The sequence below is a fragment of the Achromobacter sp. UBA4530 genome (assembly GCF_002388205.1).
In the GTDB taxonomy this organism is placed as follows: domain Bacteria; phylum Pseudomonadota; class Gammaproteobacteria; order Burkholderiales; family Burkholderiaceae_B; genus Achromobacter; species Achromobacter animicus.
In genome coordinates, this window is record NZ_DGMA01000005.1 from 157,903 (window position 1) to 176,395 (window position 18,493).

The 18,493-nt window shown below is 66.7% G+C and carries 18 protein-coding genes; 13 read left to right on the forward strand and 5 right to left on the reverse strand.

Features of this window, described 5'->3' with window-relative positions; genetic code table 11:
- The first annotated feature begins 122 nt into the window (after positions 1–122).
- Positions 123–1,526 carry a trypsin-like peptidase domain-containing protein gene (locus B2W22_RS03765; RefSeq protein WP_286936219.1) on the forward strand — a complete coding sequence of 468 codons (1,404 nt, stop codon included), beginning with the start codon at positions 123–125 and terminating at the stop codon, positions 1,524–1,526.
- A gap of 123 nt (positions 1,527–1,649) precedes the next feature.
- A complete protein-coding gene (locus tag B2W22_RS03770) occupies positions 1,650–2,198 on the forward strand; it encodes a DUF3455 domain-containing protein (protein WP_286936220.1) in 549 nt (182 codons plus the stop codon).
- Between the two features lie 133 nt (positions 2,199–2,331).
- Here the strand turns inward: B2W22_RS03770 and B2W22_RS03775 are convergent, their stop codons facing one another.
- Positions 2,332–2,787: a hypothetical protein gene (locus B2W22_RS03775; RefSeq protein ID WP_218344415.1), complete on the reverse strand. Its 456-nt coding sequence runs from the start codon at positions 2,785–2,787 to the stop codon at positions 2,332–2,334.
- A 158-nt stretch (positions 2,788–2,945) separates the two neighbouring features.
- On the opposite strand from B2W22_RS03775, the gene B2W22_RS03780 reads away from it, so the two are divergent.
- On the forward strand, positions 2,946–3,311 hold the full coding sequence (locus tag B2W22_RS03780) for a hypothetical protein (protein WP_286936222.1): 366 nt from the start codon (positions 2,946–2,948) through the stop codon (positions 3,309–3,311).
- Positions 3,312–3,769: 458 nt separating this feature from the next.
- Here the strand turns inward: B2W22_RS03780 and B2W22_RS03785 are convergent, their stop codons facing one another.
- From B2W22_RS03785 to B2W22_RS03795, 3 genes are all read right to left on the reverse strand, one after another.
- Positions 3,770–4,876: a porin gene (locus B2W22_RS03785; protein WP_175124363.1), complete on the reverse strand. Its 1,107-nt coding sequence runs from the start codon at positions 4,874–4,876 to the stop codon at positions 3,770–3,772.
- Positions 4,877–5,107: 231 nt separating this feature from the next.
- Positions 5,108–5,827 carry a glutamine amidotransferase gene (locus tag B2W22_RS03790; RefSeq protein WP_286936225.1) on the reverse strand — a complete coding sequence of 240 codons (720 nt, stop codon included), beginning with the start codon at positions 5,825–5,827 and terminating at the stop codon, positions 5,108–5,110.
- Between the two features lie 36 nt (positions 5,828–5,863).
- Positions 5,864–6,031 carry a hypothetical protein gene (locus tag B2W22_RS03795; protein WP_313065589.1) on the reverse strand — a complete coding sequence of 56 codons (168 nt, stop codon included), beginning with the start codon at positions 6,029–6,031 and terminating at the stop codon, positions 5,864–5,866.
- Here B2W22_RS03795 and B2W22_RS03800 point away from each other — a divergent pair.
- A complete protein-coding gene (locus tag B2W22_RS03800) occupies positions 6,030–6,200 on the forward strand; it encodes a hypothetical protein (RefSeq protein WP_254594319.1) in 171 nt (56 codons plus the stop codon). The two genes, B2W22_RS03795 and B2W22_RS03800, sit on opposite strands and share 2 nt — an antisense overlap.
- Here B2W22_RS03800 and B2W22_RS03805 read toward each other — a convergent pair.
- A complete protein-coding gene (locus tag B2W22_RS03805; protein ID WP_175124366.1) occupies positions 6,197–7,117 on the reverse strand; it encodes a LysR family transcriptional regulator in 921 nt (306 codons plus the stop codon). The two genes, B2W22_RS03800 and B2W22_RS03805, sit on opposite strands and share 4 nt — an antisense overlap.
- Positions 7,118–7,283: 166 nt before the next feature.
- On the opposite strand from B2W22_RS03805, the gene B2W22_RS03810 reads away from it, so the two are divergent.
- The 9 genes from B2W22_RS03810 (at position 7,284) to B2W22_RS03850 (ending at position 18,470) form a co-directional block, all read left to right on the forward strand.
- Positions 7,284–7,781 (forward strand): (R)-mandelonitrile lyase, encoded by a 498-nt coding sequence (locus B2W22_RS03810; protein WP_175124367.1) that lies wholly within the window; start codon positions 7,284–7,286, stop codon positions 7,779–7,781.
- Between the two features lie 97 nt (positions 7,782–7,878).
- Positions 7,879–8,556: a carboxymuconolactone decarboxylase family protein gene (locus tag B2W22_RS03815; protein WP_217467863.1), complete on the forward strand. Its 678-nt coding sequence runs from the start codon at positions 7,879–7,881 to the stop codon at positions 8,554–8,556.
- A gap of 166 nt (positions 8,557–8,722) precedes the next feature.
- Positions 8,723–9,196 carry a (2Fe-2S)-binding protein gene (locus tag B2W22_RS03820; RefSeq protein ID WP_218344411.1) on the forward strand — a complete coding sequence of 158 codons (474 nt, stop codon included), beginning with the start codon at positions 8,723–8,725 and terminating at the stop codon, positions 9,194–9,196.
- The gene (locus tag B2W22_RS03825) at positions 9,193–11,484 is read left to right on the forward strand and encodes a xanthine dehydrogenase family protein molybdopterin-binding subunit (protein WP_286936226.1); all 2,292 of its coding nucleotides are present in this window, start codon (positions 9,193–9,195) and stop codon (positions 11,482–11,484) included. Before B2W22_RS03820 ends, B2W22_RS03825 begins: the two co-directional genes overlap by 4 nt.
- A gap of 73 nt (positions 11,485–11,557) precedes the next feature.
- Entirely contained in the window at positions 11,558–12,523 is a 966-nt protein-coding gene (locus B2W22_RS03830) for an XdhC family protein (RefSeq protein WP_286936227.1), read from the forward strand.
- A 90-nt stretch (positions 12,524–12,613) separates the two neighbouring features.
- On the forward strand, positions 12,614–13,357 hold the full coding sequence (gene hutC, locus B2W22_RS03835; protein WP_279974892.1) for a histidine utilization repressor: 744 nt from the start codon (positions 12,614–12,616) through the stop codon (positions 13,355–13,357).
- A gap of 255 nt (positions 13,358–13,612) precedes the next feature.
- The gene (gene hutU, locus B2W22_RS03840) at positions 13,613–15,292 is read left to right on the forward strand and encodes a urocanate hydratase (protein ID WP_286936229.1); all 1,680 of its coding nucleotides are present in this window, start codon (positions 13,613–13,615) and stop codon (positions 15,290–15,292) included.
- 97 nt (positions 15,293–15,389) lie between these two features.
- Positions 15,390–16,919: a histidine ammonia-lyase gene (hutH, locus tag B2W22_RS03845; protein ID WP_286936231.1), complete on the forward strand. Its 1,530-nt coding sequence runs from the start codon at positions 15,390–15,392 to the stop codon at positions 16,917–16,919.
- Between the two features lie 120 nt (positions 16,920–17,039).
- Positions 17,040–18,470: an amino acid permease gene (locus tag B2W22_RS03850; protein WP_175124374.1), complete on the forward strand. Its 1,431-nt coding sequence runs from the start codon at positions 17,040–17,042 to the stop codon at positions 18,468–18,470.
- Positions 18,471–18,493: the final 23 nt, after the last annotated feature.

Below are 18,493 nucleotides of genomic sequence, written 5' to 3' on the forward strand. Positions count from 1 at the left end.
CGGCGACAATCCGTGACCTGCCGGCGCGCGCCCGCGCGCTGGCAGCCTGCCGCCTTCGCGCGCCGTCACATACCTGCAGCAGCGCCGCCCGATACTGCCGCGTCGCTGCATGAAGGACCGAAATGCCCCACCCGGCTTCACCGCCCCGCCTCAAACGCGCGCGCCCAGCGCAGCGTTTTCTTCTGACCCTGCAACGCTTACCCGCCACGCTGGCCGCCGTCGGCCTGCTGGTGCTGACGTCGGCGCCCACGCCCGGCCGCGCCGCGCTGCCTGTGGCCGTCGGTGGTCAACCGCTGCCTTCGCTGGCGCCCATGCTCGAACGCGTCACGCCGGCCGTCGTCAATATTTCAGCGTCTACCGACGCTGCGGCATCGAGCGGCGGCCGCGCGTCCACGCCCGGCAGCCTGCGGCAGAACGTGGGTTCGGGCGTCATCGTCGACGCCACCCAGGGCAACATCCTGACCAACCATCACGTGGTGCGCGGTGCGTCCGCCATCCGCGTGTCCCTGCAGGATGGGCGCAGCTTCCACGCCACGGTGGTGGGCAGCGATCCGGACACGGATCTGGCCGTGCTGCGCATCGCCGCGCAAAACCTGCAGGCGCTGACCCTGTCCGACTCCAGCGACCTGCGCGTGGGCGATTTCGTGGTGGCGATCGGTGATCCCTACGGCCTCGGACAGTCGGCGTCGTCCGGCATCGTGTCCGCGCTGGACCGGTCCAGCCTGCGCGCCGCGGGCTACCAGAACTTCATTCAGACCGACGCGTCCATCAACCCCGGCAACTCGGGCGGCGCGCTGGTCAATCTGAACGGCGACCTGGTCGGCATCAACACCATGATCTACACGCCGTCGGGCGGGAATGTAGGCATCGGCTTTGCCATTCCGTCGAATCTGGCGGGCGAAGTCATGCAGCAACTGTTGCAGCACGGGCAGGTGCAGCGCGGCGGACTTGGACTGGACACGCTGGACATCACGCCGCGCAATACCCGCCAGCTTGGACTGGCGCCGGGATCGACCGGCGTCGTCGTGGCGCGCGTCGCCGATGGCTCGCCGGCGCAAAAGGCAGGCGTCCAGGCCCGCGACCAGATCCTGTCCATCGACGGCAAGACAATCGGCTCCAGCGCCCAACTGCGCAATGCGGAGGGTCTGTTGCCGGTCGGGCGCCAGGTGCGGCTGGGATTGTCCCGCGCCGGCGCAAGGACCGAGGTCCTGCTGCGCATCGAGCCGGAGCAGAACGAGCGCCTGCATGCAGGTTCACTGGACGCCCGGATGATGGGCGTAGAGTTTTCCGAGGTGGGACGCGCGCAACGCGTGCAAGGCAACGACGGCGCCGCGGTCAGCGCCACGTTTCCCGATCGCGGCCCCGTAGCCGCGCGGCTGCAGCGCGGGGATATCGTCATCGGCGTGAATCAGCGCCCCGTCAGCACGCTTGCTGACCTGCGCAACCTGCTGACCGGCGCGGGCGCGCAGCCGCTCGTGCTGACGCTGCTGCGCGGACGGACCGCCTACACGCTGCAGGTGAACTGAGCGAGGGGCTGCCCGGGAATCGTGGCAGAATGGCCCGACCCGGCGTTCGGCGCCGGTTCCAAGGCTAGCCGTCACGACAAACCATGCATCGCGGGCGCGCCCGGCCCGCCAGAAGGAGCACGGATGAACCGCATTCCGCCTCACACCCGCCAAAAGCTGCCCCGCCTGCTGCTGGCGGCCGGCCTCGCAATCATCGCGACCGGCGCGGCCGCACAGGACAAGGCGCCGCAGATCATGCAGGTGCCGGCCGACAACCGCATCGTCTGGCAGGCGCCGGCGGAAGGCGACATCACGTATGAATGCCGGCTGACGCAGACCGACGGCGCGCGCTACGCGTGGGTCATCGCGGGCGCGGCTGCGACGCTTGGCGCGGGCCAATCCGGCCAGACCGGCACCTACAAAAGTCCGCCTGAAACCTGGCGGGCGGCCGACGGGTCGACGCTGACCGGCATGGAAACCGTGCGCGCCAATGCCGGGCCGGACCGCCTGTACGACCAGCTCGTCCTGGCCAATCCGTCGTCGGGCGTGGGTCTGTTGACCGGCGTGACCTACATCCAGCGCTTCGTGCGCGCGGGTGGCGGCGCGCCGCAGACGCCCTGCTCGGCGGCCAACAAGGGCCAACGGGCGCAGGTCAAATACCAGGCCGATTACGTGTTCTGGAAACCGAACTGAGGGTGGTTCGCTGAACGGACGTCCGGCGGCGGTCGCATTGCGGCAATGCACCGCGCCGGTCTTACCGCGGCTGACCCACAGCGGCGGCCCCTGCTGCGCCGCTCGTGCGCCCGCCTCGGGCAGATGCCGGGCGTTACTGCGCGACGGACATGCCCTGCTTCAAGGCATCGACCAGCCCGGGATGCCGGGCCTTTTCCTGCGTGAGCGTGTAGGCAGAGAACGTCACCACCTTCTTGCCCGACGCCGCGAACAGCGCCGTCAGCTCGGCCGGGCGGCCCGACAATTTGCTGGTCGCGTCCACTTGAAAAACGCCGATGCTGCCAACCTTGAAAGCGCCATCTCCCGTCTTTTTGAACGTCGGCACCGCTTCCTTCTGCTGCGACTGAAAGCCTGCGGCCATCGCGCCCAATGTGAACGCGTCGTCGTCGCCGACGGCCAGTTCGACCGGCACATCGATCACGATGATCGCCTGCATGGTGGCGCGATTCAGGTAGATCTTGCCGGAGACCTCGGGCGTTGCCGGGTCCGACGGAAATTCGGTTTCGGTGAAGCCGGCGGGGATGAGGACCTTGAGCTTGCCGTCCAGCACCTGCAGCGTTTGCGGCTGCGGCGGGGGAGCGGCGGCGTCCGCCGTCGCGCCATTCGGGTCTTGTTGCGCAGCAGGCGAACCGGCGGCCGGCGATCCGGCGGCCGGCGATCCGGCGGTGGGCGATCCAGCTGCGGGCGATCCTGCGGCCGGAGGAGCCGGTGTCGGCGATGCCGGTGTCGGCGCGGCTGGCGCTGACGGCGCCGGCGCTGCTGGAGCAGGTGCTGATGGGGCGGGTGCTGCCGGGGCGGGTGCTGCCGGGGCGGGCGCTGCCGGTGTTGGCGTGGCTGCTGCTGGGGCTGGCGCTGCCGCTGCGGGCGTGGCTGCGGCTGGCGCGGCTGGCGCGGCCGGCGCCGGCGATGCAGGCGCTGCCCCTGCTGGGGCGGGCGCTGCCGCTGCTGACGCGGCAGATGCCGGCGACGCAGGTGCCGGCGAAGCAGGCGCTGGTTTCGCAGACGCCGATGCCGCAGGTGCAGTTGCGGGCGCCGTCGATGCCGCCGCCGGCGCTGTCGCTGCTGGCGGCTTAGCCGCAGGTGAAGCCGCAGCAGGCGCTCCGCCTGCGGCCGCCGCATCCCCCGGCTGAACATTCTGTGCCTGCGCAGAGGCGCCCGCGGCCATGGCCAGCGTCAACGCCAATGTCATTTCTGCGAGCCGTGCGTTGTGCGTGTGCATAGCTATCCGATGATTAGGCTGAGCGTTCAATACTACAACGACACTCACCCTGCCCTCGGGCGACGACGGCCGGCAGGGTGATCCAAAATGCTACGCAATCCGGCCTCAACAAATGACGAAGCCCGCGCAAGCCTGCGCGGGCCTTCAAATTGCCATGATCGGAGTTCGGGTGAGCGGACTGGGAGTGGAGCTAGGGAGGTGGCCGCTTTTTTCGCGTCTGTGGCCGGGTAAGACGCCCAATCCGCTCAGTGCAACCGCGGTGCAGGGCGCAAGCGGCGCGCGCCTGGCGCGCGCCGCTCATCACGTCTGCCGCTTAGAAGCGATGACGGACACCGACCATGCCCACCGTGCTCTTCACGCCGTCGATGAACGCGAAGTCCGTGGCGTAGGAGCCCAGCGCGTACAGGTTCGTACGCTTGGACAGGTTGTACGTGTAGCCGATGCTGTACACGTTCATGGCCGAATCGCCACCGGTCAGCAGATCGCTGTCCGGATCGGCACGTTGCCACGAAGCCAGGATGGTGCTGGCGCCAAGCGGAACGGTCACGCCGACCATGTACGAATTGGCCTTGAAGTCTTCGACGCCAACGTTCGAGCTGAAGCTCTTGGCCTCGGGGCTGCCGCTGCCGAAGGCGTTGATGCTTTGGCCGGTGAACCAGCCGTCACGCGTCTGACCGAAGGCGGCCGCCAGCTTCACGACTTCAAAGTCGTACGAAGCGCCGATGCTCCATGCCTTGGGCGTGGCGTCATTGCCAAGCTGGTTGGCCGGGTTCAGTTGGTCGTACGTCAGGGCGACGTTCAGCGGACCGTTCACGTAGCGCACGCCGGCCGTGATGGCGCGGGTGTTGTCAGCGGTGCGGAAGCCGGTCTGTGCGGCGGTCGTGTCGGCGATGTTGAACGAGTAGCCGACGCCAGCCTGGAAGCCGCCGAACGACGGGGTCGCGTACTGGACCATGTTGTCGTAGCGGACGGTGTTGGCGGCGCTGAACGCGTTGCCGATGTTGGCTTGGCCGTAGCTGGCGCCGAACGGATCGATCGCGCCCAGGTACTTGGAAGCGATGTTGGTCTGGCGGCCGAATTCCAGCAAGCCCCACGACGAGCTCTTCAGACCGATGGTGGCTTGGCGGCCGAACAGGCGGCTGCTCTGGCCCGACTGGCCGTTGGCCGAGTTGAATCCACTTTCCAGCGTGAACACGGCGGAGAGGCCGTCGCCCAGGTCTTCCGAACCGCGCAGGCCCCAGCGCGAACCGCTGGAAACGCCGTTGCTCATGCCGACCTTGGATTCATGGTAGCCATCGCCCTTGATCCGCTGATAGCCCACGCCCGTATCGATCAAGCCGTACAGCGTCACCGAGGTTTCCGCCTGCGCCATGCCGGACAGCGCGGCAAAGATGGCGGTGGCGAACAGAGTCTTTTTCATTACAGATTCCCATTGATGTGAACAGACATGCGCATGTGGCCAGACCCACATTGCAGGCGGCACAGTGATGCACACGGCGCATGGCAGGAACGGATTCTAGGGACGCAATATGTCAGTTCTGGGGACACAAGCGATTTCGCAGCAAGAAATGGAAAAAATCGCTTTTTTGTGGCGCGACGCCGACAGCGGCGCGCACATCGGCCACGCCGGCAGGCGTGTCATGGGCGTGTGCTATGAAGACAGGATGCGCGCAAACGTGCGCAGCAGTTGGCGCGCATCGTGCGTGGGGACAAGGCACGCCACCATCGCCGCCACGTCGTGGCCCTCCGCCTCGAACACCGGCGCGCGGCGCGACAGGCATGCCGACATCAGCGTCGGCGAGAACTCGGGATGGAATTGCACCGACCACGCGTTCGGCCCATATCGCAGGACCTGATGCGGATCGTGCCGTGAACGGGCCAGCACTTCGGCGCCCGGCGGCGGCGTCAACACGCTTTGCTCATGCGTCAGATTGGCCAGAAAACGCCGCGGCAGCGCGCCAAGCAGCGCATCGTCGCCAACGTCCGCGCAGAAGTCGATGGCATGCTGGCCGATCTCGCGGCCCTGCGGATGAAAGTCGACGACGCCGCCCAGCGCGTGCGCCATCAGTTGATGGCCGTAGCAGATGCCCAAGAGCGGCAACCGCGCGCCATGCGCGCCGCGCAGCCACTCGGCCGTGCGCTCGCTCCAGGGCTCGCGATCCGTCACCATGGACCACGATCCCGTCAACACCGCGCCGGACACGTCATTCCACGTGGGCAGGGGTTCGTCGTCGTGGGGCTTGAAGACCCGCACCGGCAGGTCCGGATCTTCAAGCGCGGCCAGCATCCAGTCGGATTGTTCGCCTTGCGCCTGCCGCAGATCTTCGGGCGGGCGGCCCATCTGAATGATGGCGAGCGGTTTTCGGGTCATGGACAACGATTCTGCGGATTGAAAGGATGACGGAGTTTACTTTCCGAACAGGCGCCGCAGACGCTGGGACTCGGCGAGGTTCAGGCGCTTGGCTTCGTCTTCGGCGTAATCCCGCTCGCCGACATCGTAGGACCCTTCGTGCAGGCACTTCTTGCGATTGGCCTTGCACTCATCGTTGGACCGGGCCGGCGTGGTGGCCGCCATGCTGGCCTTTTCCGCAGCCGTCGGCTTGCTCGACGAGCACCCCGCCACCACCGCGACAAAAAACAACGCCGCGCCGCAGCGGCTGATCGTGAATATCGACATTTTCCCGGCCCTACAGAAACGCTATAGCCGCTTTTATAGCAAACGCGCGCTGGGAAAGGCGTGTTAAGTCGTAGCAGACGCGCGATCCGATTCAGCGCGATACCGCAGCGCCTCTATCACCAGCGCCAACGCCGGCGAGAGCTGCCGGCGATTTGCGTAGTAAAGGTGATAGCCCGGAAACACCGGCCACCAATCCTCCAGCACGGGCGCCAGCCGGCCCGCTTCGATGTGCGGTTTGACCAGGTCATAGGGCACATAAGCCAGGCCCATGCCATCGAGCGCCGCCTGCAGCATCAGGAACGTATTGTTGAACACGGTCTGCCCGTTCACGCGCACGCTCAGCGCGCGTCCATCCTTTTCAAAATCCCAGGCGTACAGGCCGCCGTGCGTGGGCAGCCGCAGGTTCACGCAACAGTGCTCCGTCAGTTCCTGCGGTGTGGCGGGCAGTGATCTGCCGGCCAGGTAGTCCGGCGACGCGGCGACCGCCATGCGCAGGTCGGGCGCGATGCGCACGGCGATCATGTCCTTGTCCACGCGGTTGCCCACGCGCACTCCCGCGTCGAAACGTTGCGCGGCGATGTCGGTCATCGCGTAGTCCACGCTGAATTCGATCTGCACGTCCGGGTACTGCCGCAGAAGTGGCAACAGGCGCGGCCATAGCGCCGTCACGATGGCGTGATCATGCGCGGTGATGCGTACCGTGCCCGCGGGCTTGTCGCGCATTGCGGTCAGCGACTCCAGCTCCTGCTGTATTTCGCTCAGCCGGGGACTCAGCACACTCAACAGCCGGGCGCCGGCTTCAGTAGGTGAAACGCTGCGGGTCGTCCGGGTGAGCAACCGCACGCCCAGGCGTGCTTCCAGCGCCAGCATGGCGTGGCTGAGCGCAGACCGCGACAAGCCAAGCTGGGCCGCAGCGCGGGTGAAGCTGCGGGTCTGCGCCACCGCCATGAAGGCATGCAGATCGTTGAGGTTCTCTTTGGGCATTGGTGAATTCCGTGCACCAGGGAATACGGATTTTGCGATCTTCTCATCTAATCCGCCGGATCATACAGTGCGACGGGTGGGCGCCGATGGCGGGTCGGCGCCCCGCCAAACCCGACGTGGCGCGCGGCAGACAGCGCCGCCGCCCAACGAACAGAGGCAGAAAAGCATGCAAAAACACGTAAGCAAGATCGCGGTCTGCGCCGCGCTCGTCCAGACGGCGGCGGCGCAAGCCGCGGAACCGCAGCCCACCGCCTCCCCCGCGGCCCAGCAGATCGCACGCGCGGGCGCGCAGGCATCCATCGCCGGTCCGGACGACTACTTCACGGGCCGCGCGCGCATCGATCCCGTGTGGGCGGCGGACAAGGACGTCAATGCTTCGGGCGCACTTGTGACCTTCGAGCCCGGGGCGCGATCGGCGTGGCACACGCACCCGGCCGGACAGCGGCTTGTGGTGACGTCGGGCGTTGGACTGACCCAGGAATGGGGCAAGCCCGTGCAAGAAATCCGCCCGGGCGACGTGATCCACTGCCCGCCCGGCGTCAAGCACTGGCACGGCGCCGCACCCGGCACCGCGATGACCCACTTGGCCGTCACGCCGTCGGTCGACGGCAAGAACGTCAACTGGATGGAGAAGGTCAGCGATGAACAATATGCCTCGCGCTAAAGCCCGCATGACCCAATTTCGCACTCGCGCGCTTGCCGCTGCCGTTGGCCTGGCCGCAGCGATCGCCCTGCCCGTCCACGCGCAAGGAGCCTCCAACATGACAGACAAGACACAGACGGCGACGCAGGCCCCGGACTCGCTGTCCGCCCGCCAGGCGGCGATCGTGCCCATTGCCGCGTTGGCGGCAACCGGCGACATCGCGCGGCTGAACGCGGCGCTTGAACAAGGTCTGGATGCCGGATTGACGGTCAGCGATGCCAAAGAGGTGCTGGTGCAGCTGTACGCCTACGCCGGCTTTCCGCGCAGCCTCAATGCCCTGTCCGAACTGATGAAAGTAAGGCAGGCCCGCCAGCAACGCGGCATCCAGGATGCGCCCGGCGCCGAGCCCAGCCGGCCGATCCCGCAGGGCGACGCGCTGCTGGCCGCCGGAACGGCCAATCAGACCAAGCTATCCGGCGGCCCGGTCCAGGGCCCCTTGTTCGACTTCGCTCCCGTCGCCAACGAATACCTGCGCACGCACCTCTTTGGCGACATCTTCGAGCGCGACAACCTGGACTGGCAAAGCCGCGAAATTGCTACGGTCAGCATGCTGGCCGCGCTGACGGGCGTCGAATCGCAACTGCAATCGCACATGCGGATCAGTATGAACGTGGGCCTGACGGCGCCGCAACTGCGCCAGCTTGCCCAGGTGCTGGCGTCACACGTCGACGCGCAGACGGCCCGCCGCGCAACGGACGCGCTGGACCGGCAATTGCTGGTGCAAGCCGGCAAGTGACGGCAAGGGCCGGCTCCTGTGCAGGCAGGACCGGCCCCGGACACTGGCGAATTTGTCCCTTTAATGAACCAACCCGGGATTTTTTGGGCAAAATTCTGGACTCAAGCAATGATCCCCGCCACCCGAGGCAAGGCAGCTTGTCGTGCCCTCCCCCTGGACTCCCTTCATGACGCAATTGCAAATCAACGGCCAGACCAAGGACGTCAACGTCCCGGATGAAATGCCGATTCTATGGGTCCTGCGCGATGAACTGGGCATGACCGGCACCAAGTTCGGCTGCGGCATGGCCTTGTGCGGCGCCTGTACGGTGCATATCGACGGTACGCCCGTGCGATCCTGTCTGACGCCCGTCTCCGTGGCCACCGGCCGCCAACTCTCCACCATCGAAGGCATGGAAGCCGATCCGGTCGGCCGGGCGGTGCAGGCGTCCTGGGTTACCAATAACGTCGCGCAATGCGGCTATTGCCAGGCTGGCCAGATCATGACGGCGGTAAGCCTGTTGAAGGCGACTCCCAATCCGACCGAACAACAGATTGCGGACGCCATGAGCGGCAACATCTGCCGCTGCGGCACGTACCCGCGGATCCTCGCGGCCATTCAGCAGGCCGCAGCCCGCCTCGCCCAAGGAAGCAAGCAATGACCGCCGCCGTTCAGCATTCGCGCCGCGCCTTCCTGCAGGGCAGCCTGGGCGCACTCACGCTGGCCGTCACCGCAAAGGGATGGGTCACGGCGGCGGTGGCCGCCGAGCCGGATGCCAAAGCATACGGCGCCGACAGCATGCCCGGCGGCACCGTGGACGACCCGCTCGTCTTCGTCAGCATTGCTTCCGATGGCGCCGTCACCATCGTGGCGCACCGTGCCGAGATGGGCACCGGCGTGCGTACCAGCCTGCCGATGGTGGTGGCCGACGAAATGGAAGCACGCTGGGAACGCGTGAAGGTCGTACAGGCCCCCGCCGACGAATCCCGCTACGGCAATCAGAACGTCGACGGTTCGCGCAGCATGCGCCACTTCCTGATGCCGATGCGGCGCGTGGGCGCGGCGGCCCGGCAGATGCTCGAAGCGGCCGCGGCGGCGCGGTGGTCCGTGCCCATTGCCGAGGTCAAAGCCGAACAGCACGAAGTGCTGCATGGGCCGAGCGGCCGCCGTCTTTCGTATGGCGACCTGGCGGCGGACGCGGCCAAGCAGCCCGTGCCCGCGGGCAACGCCCTCAAACTCAAGGCCCGGTCCGAATTCCGCTACATCGGCAAGGACCAGGTGCGCCTGGTCGACCTTGAAGCCATCGGCAAAGGCCAGGCGACCTACGGCATGGACATGCGCCTGCCCGGCATGGTCTACGCCGTCGTTGCGCGCCCGCCCGTCGTGGGCGGCCGGGTGCGCCGCGTCGACAGCGCCAAGGCGCTCGCCGTGCCCGGCGTGCTGAAGGTCGTTGAAATCCCCGCCATGCAAGGGGCGCCCGCCTTCCAGCCGCTAGGCGGCGTGGCGGTCGTTGCGCGCAACACCTGGGCCGCGCGGCAGGGGCGCGATGCGCTGCAGATCGAATGGGACGACGGTCCGAACGGCGCCTATGACTCCGTCGCCTACCAGCAGACGCTGCAGGCGGCGGCGCGCGCGCCCGGCAAGACGATGCGCAACCAGGGCGACGCCGCAAATGCCTGGACCAACGCGCCGGAAGCCGAGCGCGTGTCCGCGGAGTACTACGTTCCGCACCTGGCCCACGCGTCGATGGAGCCGCCCGTCGCCACCGTGCAAATCCAGGGCGATCGCGCCGAGGTCTGGACGTCCATCCAGAATCCGGTCGCTGCCCGGGACGCCGTGGCCGCGCGCCTGAAGCTTGAGCCCGCCAACGTCAAGGTCAACGTGCTGCTGCTGGGCGGCGGTTTCGGCCGCAAGTCCAAGCCCGATTTTGTGGACGAAGCGGCCATCGTCGCCCGCGCCATGCCCGAAGGCACGCCGGTCAAGCTGGTCTGGACCCGCGAAGACGACATCCATCACGACTACCTGCACACGGTCTCGGTCGAGCGCCTGGAAGCCGTCATGAACACGCAGGGGCAAGTCCAGTCCTGGCTGCATCGAAGCGCCTCCCCCACCATCGCGTCGTTGTTTGCGCAAGGCGCCAAGGGGCAGCAGATGTTCGAGTCCGCCATGTCGGCGATCAACATGCCCTATCGCATTCCCAATGTGCGCGTGGAAACCGCCGAAGTCGAAGCCCATGCGCGCATCGGCTGGTTCCGGTCCGTCGCCAACATTCCGCATGCCTTCGCGGCCCAGTGCTTCATCGACGAACTCGCGCATCGCGCGGGCAAGGATCCTCAGGCATTCGCGCTGGATCTCATTGGCCCCGCGCGCCAGATCGATCCCGGCACGTTGGCCGACACCTGGAACTACACCGAATCGCCTGAGCGCTACCCCTACGACACCGGCCGCCTTCGCGGGGTGATCGACGCCGCGTGCAAGGGCGCGGGCTGGGGCCGCACATTACCGAAGGGGCATGGGCTCGGGCTGGCCTTCTGCTACAGCTTCATGAGCTACACCGCCACGGTGGTGGAGGTGGCGGTGGACGACAAGGGCGAGATCCGCGTCGTCGCCGTGGACATGGCGATGGACTGCGGCCCGCAGATCAACCCCGAACGCATTCGCGCGCAGATGGAAGGCGGCGCCATCATGGGGCTGAGCCTGGCGCTGACCAGCGAGATCACCTTTGAAAAAGGCCGCGTCAAGCAAAGCAACTTCCACGACTACGAGGTGCTGCGCCACAACGCCTCGCCGCGCGTGATCCGCACGCATCTGGTCAACGACGACCACGCGCTGCCACCGGGCGGCGTGGGCGAACCGCCAGTGCCGCCCGTCGCCCCCGCGCTGTGCAATGCGATCTTCGCCGCGACGGGCAAGCGGATCCGCACCCTGCCGGTCCGCAAGCTGGCATAAGCGGAAAGCCAATCTATGACTGAATCAGGGCCGTCCGCCATGAACGCCTTTTTGATCCAACGGAAGAACGCCCATGGAAAGCGTTGATGTCCGCGTGCTGCGCGCGGCGCGCGACTGGCAGGAGGCCGGGCATCGCCTGATGCTGGCTACGGTCGTCAAGACATGGGGCTCGTCGCCGCGGCCCGTGGGGTCCATGATGGTGCTGCGCGAGGACGGCCGTTGCATCGGCTCGGTGTCCGGCGGCTGCATCGAGGACGACCTGATCCACCGCTACACGCGGGCTTACGGCGACGGAAGCATTCCGCAATCGGCGCCCGAACTCGTCCGCTACGGCGTCACGGCCGACGAGGCGCACCGGTTCGGACTGCCCTGCGGCGGGACGCTTGAACTGCTTCTGGAATTTGCACCGGACAGCGGAATACTGAATGAACTGGTCCGCCGGCTCGAGACCGGCCAGCTCGTACAGCGGACGGTCGATTGCGCCAGCGGCGCGGTCACGCTGAGCGACGCCTCGGCGCCGGAGGCCCTGCATTTCGATGGCGTCACCCTGTCCAGCACGCTGGGCCCGCAGTACAGGCTGTTGCTGATCGGCGCCGGGTCGCTGGCCGAGTACGTCGCCACCATGGCGCTGTTCAATGATTTTGCGGTCACCGTGTGCGATCCGCGCATCGAGCACCTGGGCACATGGTCCGTCGACGGCGTGGCGTTCACCACCGAAATGCCCGACGACGCCGTACGCGCGCTGAACCCGGATTCCCGCACGTGCATCGTGGCGCTCAGCCATGACCCCAAGCTTGACGACATGGCGCTGCTGGAAGCGCTGCACAGTCCCGCCTTCTACGTCGGCGCCATCGGCTCGCGCCGTAACGCCGCCAGCCGCCGGCAACGGTTCATCGAACATCTGGACGAAACCGAAGCATCCATGCAGCGGCTGCACTCGCCAGTCGGTCTGCACATCGGCAGCAAGACGCCGGCCGAAATCGCGGTGAGCGTGATGGCGCACATTCTGGCGGTGAAGAATGGCGTGATGACGGGATAGGGGCGCCGCCGTTCGCAAGTGATGTGTACCTGTCTATACTAGGAACCGCATCTTTCCTTGCTTACGTGTCGCACTCCCAGGATCCCACCCGTGGCCGCTTCTCCCCCCCGATTGCCCGTCCCGGCCAATGCCCTGCCCGCCCCGCTGTACGCGCAGGTCAAGCAGATGATCGCGCAGCAGATCCGCAGCGGCGCCTGGCCCGCGCATTACCGCGTGCCGTCCGAAGCCGAGCTGGTCGATGAACTGGGATTCAGCCGCATGACGATCAACCGCGCGCTGCGCGAACTGACCGCCGAAGGCCTGCTGGTTCGGATGCAAGGCGTCGGCACGTTCGTCGCGCAGCCCAAGGCGCGCTCGGCGCTGTTCGCCGTGAACAACATTGCTGACGAAATCGCGGCGCGCAATCACCGCCACCACAGCCGCGTCGTGCGGCTGGCCGAAGAACCGGCCGGCGCCGAGCAAGCGCAGGCGTTGGACATCCGCGCAGGCCAGCCAGTGTTTCATTCACTGATCGTCCATTACGAAGACGACGTACCCATCCAGCTTGAAGACCGCTACGTCAATGTCCGCCTTGCGCCCGACTACCTGCTGCAGGACTTCACGCAAAGCACGCCGTACGAATACCTGACGCGCGTGGCGCCGCTGAGCGCCGGCGAGCACGTGGTCGAAGCCATTCTTGCCAAGCCGCGCGAATGCCAGTTGTTGCAGATCGACCGCGAAGAACCCTGCCTGCTGATCCGCCGGCGCACCTGGTCCGGCGACCGCGCGGTGACACTGGCCCGCCTGATCCATCCGGGTTCCCGTCACCGGCTGGAAGGCAAGTTCACAACGTGACGTTCACCGCTTTCCGCACGCTGTACCTATGACGAGACGAGTCGCGTCCGACTGAACTGCAACGTTCCAGTGCGGCGCCCTCCCGCATGACGTTTCCCATGCCGAAATCTCACAGGTTTCGGCATTTTTCATTGGGGTAATCCCTCAGTCCGAAATCAGTCATCTGCTATTGTATATACAACCATAGTCGTCTTAAGATCTGCTCACCTTGGCGCTGGATCACAGCGCGCCTTGACCCGATCCAGGAGACTTCACTTGAACCCATCCCCCCGATTCCGCGACGCCGCCATCCGCGCCCCGCGCGGCAGCCAGCTCAACACCAAAAGCTGGCTGACCGAAGCGCCCTTGCGCATGCTGATGAACAACCTCGACCCCGATGTGGCCGAGAACCCGAACGAGCTCGTCGTCTACGGTGGCATCGGCCGCGCGGCCCGCGACTGGGATTGCTACGACAAGATCGTTGAATCGCTCAAGGCCCTGAACGACGACGAAACCCTGCTCGTGCAATCGGGCAAGCCGGTGGGTGTGTTCAAGACGCACGCCAACGCGCCGCGTGTCCTGATCGCCAACTCCAACCTTGTCCCGCACTGGGCCACCTGGGAACACTTCAACGAACTGGACGCCAAGGGCCTGGCCATGTACGGCCAGATGACCGCCGGCAGCTGGATCTACATCGGCAGCCAGGGCATCGTCCAAGGCACGTACGAAACCTTTGTCGAAGCCGGCCGCCAGCATTACGACGGCAACCTGTCCGGGCGCTGGGTGCTGACCGCCGGCCTGGGCGGCATGGGCGGCGCGCAGCCGCTGGCCGCCACGCTGGCCGGCGCGTGCTCCCTGAACATCGAATGCCAGCAAAGCCGCATCGACTTCCGTCTTCGCACCCGCTACGTGGACGAACAGGCAGCCAACCTGGACGACGCGCTGGCCCGCATCGCCAAACACACGCAGGCCGGCCGCGCCGTGTCCATCGCGCTGTGCGGCAACGCCGCCGAAATCCTGCCCGAACTCGTGCGCCGCGGCGTCAAGCCCGACATGGTCACCGACCAGACCAGCGCGCACGATCCCTTGAACGGCTACCTGCCCGCCGGCTGGTCGTGGCAGGAATACCGCGACCGCGCCCAGCGCGAACCGGCGGCGGTCATCAAGGCCGCCAAGCAATCCATGGCCGTACACGTGCAGGCGATGCTGGCCTTCCAGCGCCAGGGCATCCCCACCTTCGACTACGGCAACAACATCCGCCAGATGGCCAAGGAAGAAGGCGTCGCCGACGCGTTCGACTTTCCCGGCTTCGTTCCGGCCTACATCCGTCCGCTCTTCTGCCGCGGCGTGGGCCCCTTCCGTTGGGCTGCGCTGTCCGGCGACCCGCAAGACATCTACAAGACCGACGCCAAGGTCAAGGAACTGATTCCCGACGACGCCCACCTGCATCATTGGCTCAGCATGGCCCGCGAGCGCATCAGCTTCCAGGGCCTGCCCGCGCGCATCTGCTGGGTCGGGCTGGGCGAGCGCGCCAAGCTGGGCCTGGCGTTCAACGAAATGGTGCGGTCAGGCGAACTGTCGGCGCCCATCGTCATCGGCCGCGACCACCTCGATTCCGGCTCGGTCGCCAGCCCCAACCGCGAAACCGAATCCATGCGCGACGGCTCGGACGCCGTTTCCGATTGGCCCCTGCTCAACGCCCTGCTCAACACCGCCAGCGGTGCGACGTGGGTGTCGCTGCACCACGGCGGCGGCGTCGGCATGGGCTTCTCGCAGCACTCCGGCATGGTCATCGTGTGCGACGGCACCGACGCCGCTGCCGAGCGCATCGCCCGTGTGCTGACCAACGACCCTGCCACGGGCGTGATGCGGCACGCGGACGCCGGCTACCAGATCGCCATCGACTGCGCACACGAACAGGGCTTGAACCTGCCCATGGTGACCGGCAAGCGCTGACACCCGCGCGGCGCAGCCTCGCGATGGACCAGCCCGCGCAACAGACCGCATGACAACGATAGCAAGCAGCCGGACCGCCGGCGTAGGAGAAAGAGGAATGGAATTGCATGTGAAACCGGGCCACTTGACGCTGGCCGACCTGCGGCGCGCCTATCAGCAGCCCGTTAGCCTGACGCTGGATCCCGGCGCCGCGCAGGCCATCGACGCCAGCGTGGCCACGGTTGAACGCATCATCGCCGAAGGCCGCACCGTCTACGGCATCAATACGGGCTTTGGCCTGTTGGCCTCGACCAAGATCGCGCGCGAAGACTTGCAGGCGTTGCAGACTTCGCTGGTCCGCTCGCACGCAGCCGGCGTGGGCGAGGCGCTGGACGACGCCATGGTGCGGCTCATCATGGTGCTCAAGATCAACAGTCTGGCTCGCGGTTATTCCGGCGTGCGCCGCCATGTCATCGACAGTCTGATCGCGCTGGTCAACGCGGGCGTGTACCCGCACATTCCGCTCAAGGGTTCTGTGGGCGCCTCGGGCGACCTGGCCCCGCTCGCACACATGTCGTTGGTCCTGCTGGGCGAAAGCCAGGCACGCTACCAAGGCGAATGGCTGCCCGCGCGTGAGGCGCTGACGCGCGCGGGCCTCGCGCCGCTCACGCTGGCCGCCAAGGAAGGGCTGGCCCTCTTGAACGGCACCCAGGTGTCCACCGCGTTCGCGCTGCGCGGCCTGTTCGAAGCCGAAGACATGATGGCGGCAGGTCTGGTGTGCGGCAGCCTGAGCGTCGAGGCCATGCTGGGCTCGCGCGCCCCCTTCGACGCCCGCATCCACGCCGCGCGCGGGCAGCTTGGACAGATCGACGTGGCCGCCGTCTACCGCAGCCTCTTGGGCGACGACAGCGAAGTCGGCCACTCCCACGCCGATTGCGGCAAGGTGCAAGATCCCTACTCGCTGCGCTGCCAGCCCCAGGTGATGGGCGCCTGCCTCACGCAGATCCGCCACGCGGCGCAGGTACTGGAAATAGAATCGAACGCCGTGTCCGACAACCCGCTCGTGTTCGTCGAGCAGGGCGACGTCATCTCCGGCGGCAACTTCCATGCCGAACCCGTGGCGCTGGTCGCCGACAACCTGGCGCTGGCGCTCGCCGAAATCGGCGCCCTGGCGGAACGGCGCATCGCGCTGATGATGGACAAGCACATGTCGCAGTTGCCGCCATTCCTGGTGCGCAAGGGCGGCGTCAACTCGGGTTTCATGATCGCCCAGGTGACGGCGGCGGCACTGGCAAGCGACAACAAGGCTCTGGCCCATCCGGCCAGCGTGGACAGCATGCCCACGTCGGCCAACCAGGAAGACCACGTGTCGATGGCGCCCAACGCGGGCAAGCGGCTGTGGGCCATGGCCGACAACGTGCGCGACATCCTGGCCATCGAATGGCTGGGCGCGTGCCAGGGCCTGGACTTCCGCGAAGGGCTCAAGACCTCGCCGCAGCTCGAAGCCGCGCGTCGCGCGCTACGCGAGAAAGTGCCCCACTACGAAGAAGACCGCTTCTTCGCGCCCGACATCGCAGCGGCCAGCGGCCTGATCGCCGCGCAAGTCATGAACGGCCTGATGCCGGCCGGTCTGCTGCCCAGCCTCTGATACCACGCCCCCCGGCCGGAAGCATCCGGCCGTCATTGCCTCGCCGCGCGTACGGGTCCATCAGAAGGCGCCTGCGCGGCGTTACACGCGAGATCGACCAAGGAACCGAGAGAGACAACAATGCAAGCATCCTCGCAGTCAGACACACCGGCAGAAGCGCAGACACTCAAACGCGGGCTGAACGCCCGCCACATCCGCTTCATGGCATTGGGCTCGGCCATCGGCACGGGCCTTTTCTATGGGTCGGCCAAGGCGATCCAGGCGGCCGGCCCCTCGGTGCTGCTTGCCTACCTGGTGGCCGGCGCCGCCGTCTATATGGTCATGCGCGCCCTGGGTGAGATGGCGGTGCGCAACCCGGTGTCCGGATCGTTCGGCCACTACGCCACGCAATACCTGGGGCCGCTGGCTGGCTTCCTGACCGGCTGGACCTATGCGTTCGAGATGATCATTGTCTGTCTGGCCGACATCACCGCGTTCGGCCTCTACATGGGGTTCTGGTATCCCGACGTGCCCCGATGGATCTGGGTCTTGTCCATCGTCCTCTTCATCGGCGCCATCAACCTGCTTTCCGTGAAGGTATTCGGCGAACTGGAGTTCTGGCTGTCGCTGCTGAAGGTAGGCGCCATCCTCGCGATGATCGCCGGCGGCCTGGGCATCATGCTGTTCGGCATGGGGATGGGCGCGGACAGCGTTGCAACCGGCGTGCACAACCTGTGGGAGCACGGCGGCTTCATGCCCAACGGCGTGGGCGGCCTGATTGCATCGCTGGCCGTGGTGGTGTTCGCCTTCGGCGGCATCGAGATCATCGGCATCACCGCCGGCGAAGCCAAGGACCCCGGCCGCACCCTTCCCCGCGCCATCAACGCGGTGCCCATGCGCATCCTGCTCTTCTACGTGCTGACGCTGTTCGTGCTGATGTCGATCTTCCCGTGGACGCAGATCGGCAGCCAAGGCAGTCCCTTCGTGCAGATCTTCGACAGCCTCGGCATCAGTTCCGCCGCCACCATCCTGAACATTGTCGTGATTTCGGCGGCCGTATCCGCCATCAACAGCGACATCTTCGGCGCGGGCCGCATGCTGTTCGGCATGGCCCAACAAGGCCAGGCGCCGCGCGGCTTTGCCTCGGTATCGGCCAATGGTGTGCCGTGGATGACGGTGGTGGTAATGACGGTGGCGCTGCTCTTGGGCGTACTGCTGAATTATCTGATCCCGGAAGATGTTTTCCTGCTGATCGCCTCCATCGCCACGTTCGCCACGGTGTGGGTGTGGCTGATGATCCTGCTGTCGCAGGTGGCGATGCGCCGCAAGATGAGCCCGGAGGAAATCTCGCAGTTGAAGTTCCCCGTCCCGCTCTGGCCCGCTGCACCGTTGATGGCCATTGCCTTCATGGCCTTCGTGATCGCAGTCCTGGGCTACTTCCCAAGCACACAGGCGGCGCTCGGCGTGGGCGCTGTCTGGATCGCGCTGCTTTGCCTGGCCTATCGCTTCTGGGTATATCCCAAGCGCCTGCCGGAGCGGCAGCCGGTGCCCGCGCCCCAGGGTTCGGACTGAACGACGCGGCGCCGGCGCATGTG

Excerpts from the sequence above, each read along its gene's own strand:
- B2W22_RS03765 (WP_286936219.1), top strand. The coding sequence starts at position 123 with ATGCCCCACCCGGCTTCACCGCCCCGCCTCAAACGCGCGCGCCCAGCG.
- B2W22_RS03770 (WP_286936220.1), top strand. The coding sequence starts at position 1,650 with ATGAACCGCATTCCGCCTCACACCCGCCAAAAGCTGCCCCGCCTGCTG.
- B2W22_RS03785 (WP_175124363.1), bottom strand. The coding sequence starts at position 4,876 with ATGAAAAAGACTCTGTTCGCCACCGCCATCTTTGCCGCGCTGTCCGGC.
- B2W22_RS03790 (WP_286936225.1), bottom strand. The coding sequence starts at position 5,827 with ATGACCCGAAAACCGCTCGCCATCATTCAGATGGGCCGCCCGCCCGAA.
- B2W22_RS03800 (WP_254594319.1), top strand. The coding sequence starts at position 6,030 with ATGCTGGCCTTTTCCGCAGCCGTCGGCTTGCTCGACGAGCACCCCGCC.
- B2W22_RS03795 (WP_313065589.1), bottom strand. The coding sequence starts at position 6,031 with ATGGCGGCCACCACGCCGGCCCGGTCCAACGATGAGTGCAAGGCCAAT.
- B2W22_RS03805 (WP_175124366.1), bottom strand. The coding sequence starts at position 7,117 with ATGCCCAAAGAGAACCTCAACGATCTGCATGCCTTCATGGCGGTGGCG.
- B2W22_RS03810 (WP_175124367.1), top strand. The coding sequence starts at position 7,284 with ATGCAAAAACACGTAAGCAAGATCGCGGTCTGCGCCGCGCTCGTCCAG.
- B2W22_RS03815 (WP_217467863.1), top strand. The coding sequence starts at position 7,879 with ATGACAGACAAGACACAGACGGCGACGCAGGCCCCGGACTCGCTGTCC.
- B2W22_RS03820 (WP_218344411.1), top strand. The coding sequence starts at position 8,723 with ATGACGCAATTGCAAATCAACGGCCAGACCAAGGACGTCAACGTCCCG.
- B2W22_RS03825 (WP_286936226.1), top strand. The coding sequence starts at position 9,193 with ATGACCGCCGCCGTTCAGCATTCGCGCCGCGCCTTCCTGCAGGGCAGC.
- B2W22_RS03830 (WP_286936227.1), top strand. The coding sequence starts at position 11,558 with ATGGAAAGCGTTGATGTCCGCGTGCTGCGCGCGGCGCGCGACTGGCAG.
- hutH (WP_286936231.1), top strand. The coding sequence starts at position 15,390 with ATGGAATTGCATGTGAAACCGGGCCACTTGACGCTGGCCGACCTGCGG.
- B2W22_RS03850 (WP_175124374.1), top strand. The coding sequence starts at position 17,040 with ATGCAAGCATCCTCGCAGTCAGACACACCGGCAGAAGCGCAGACACTC.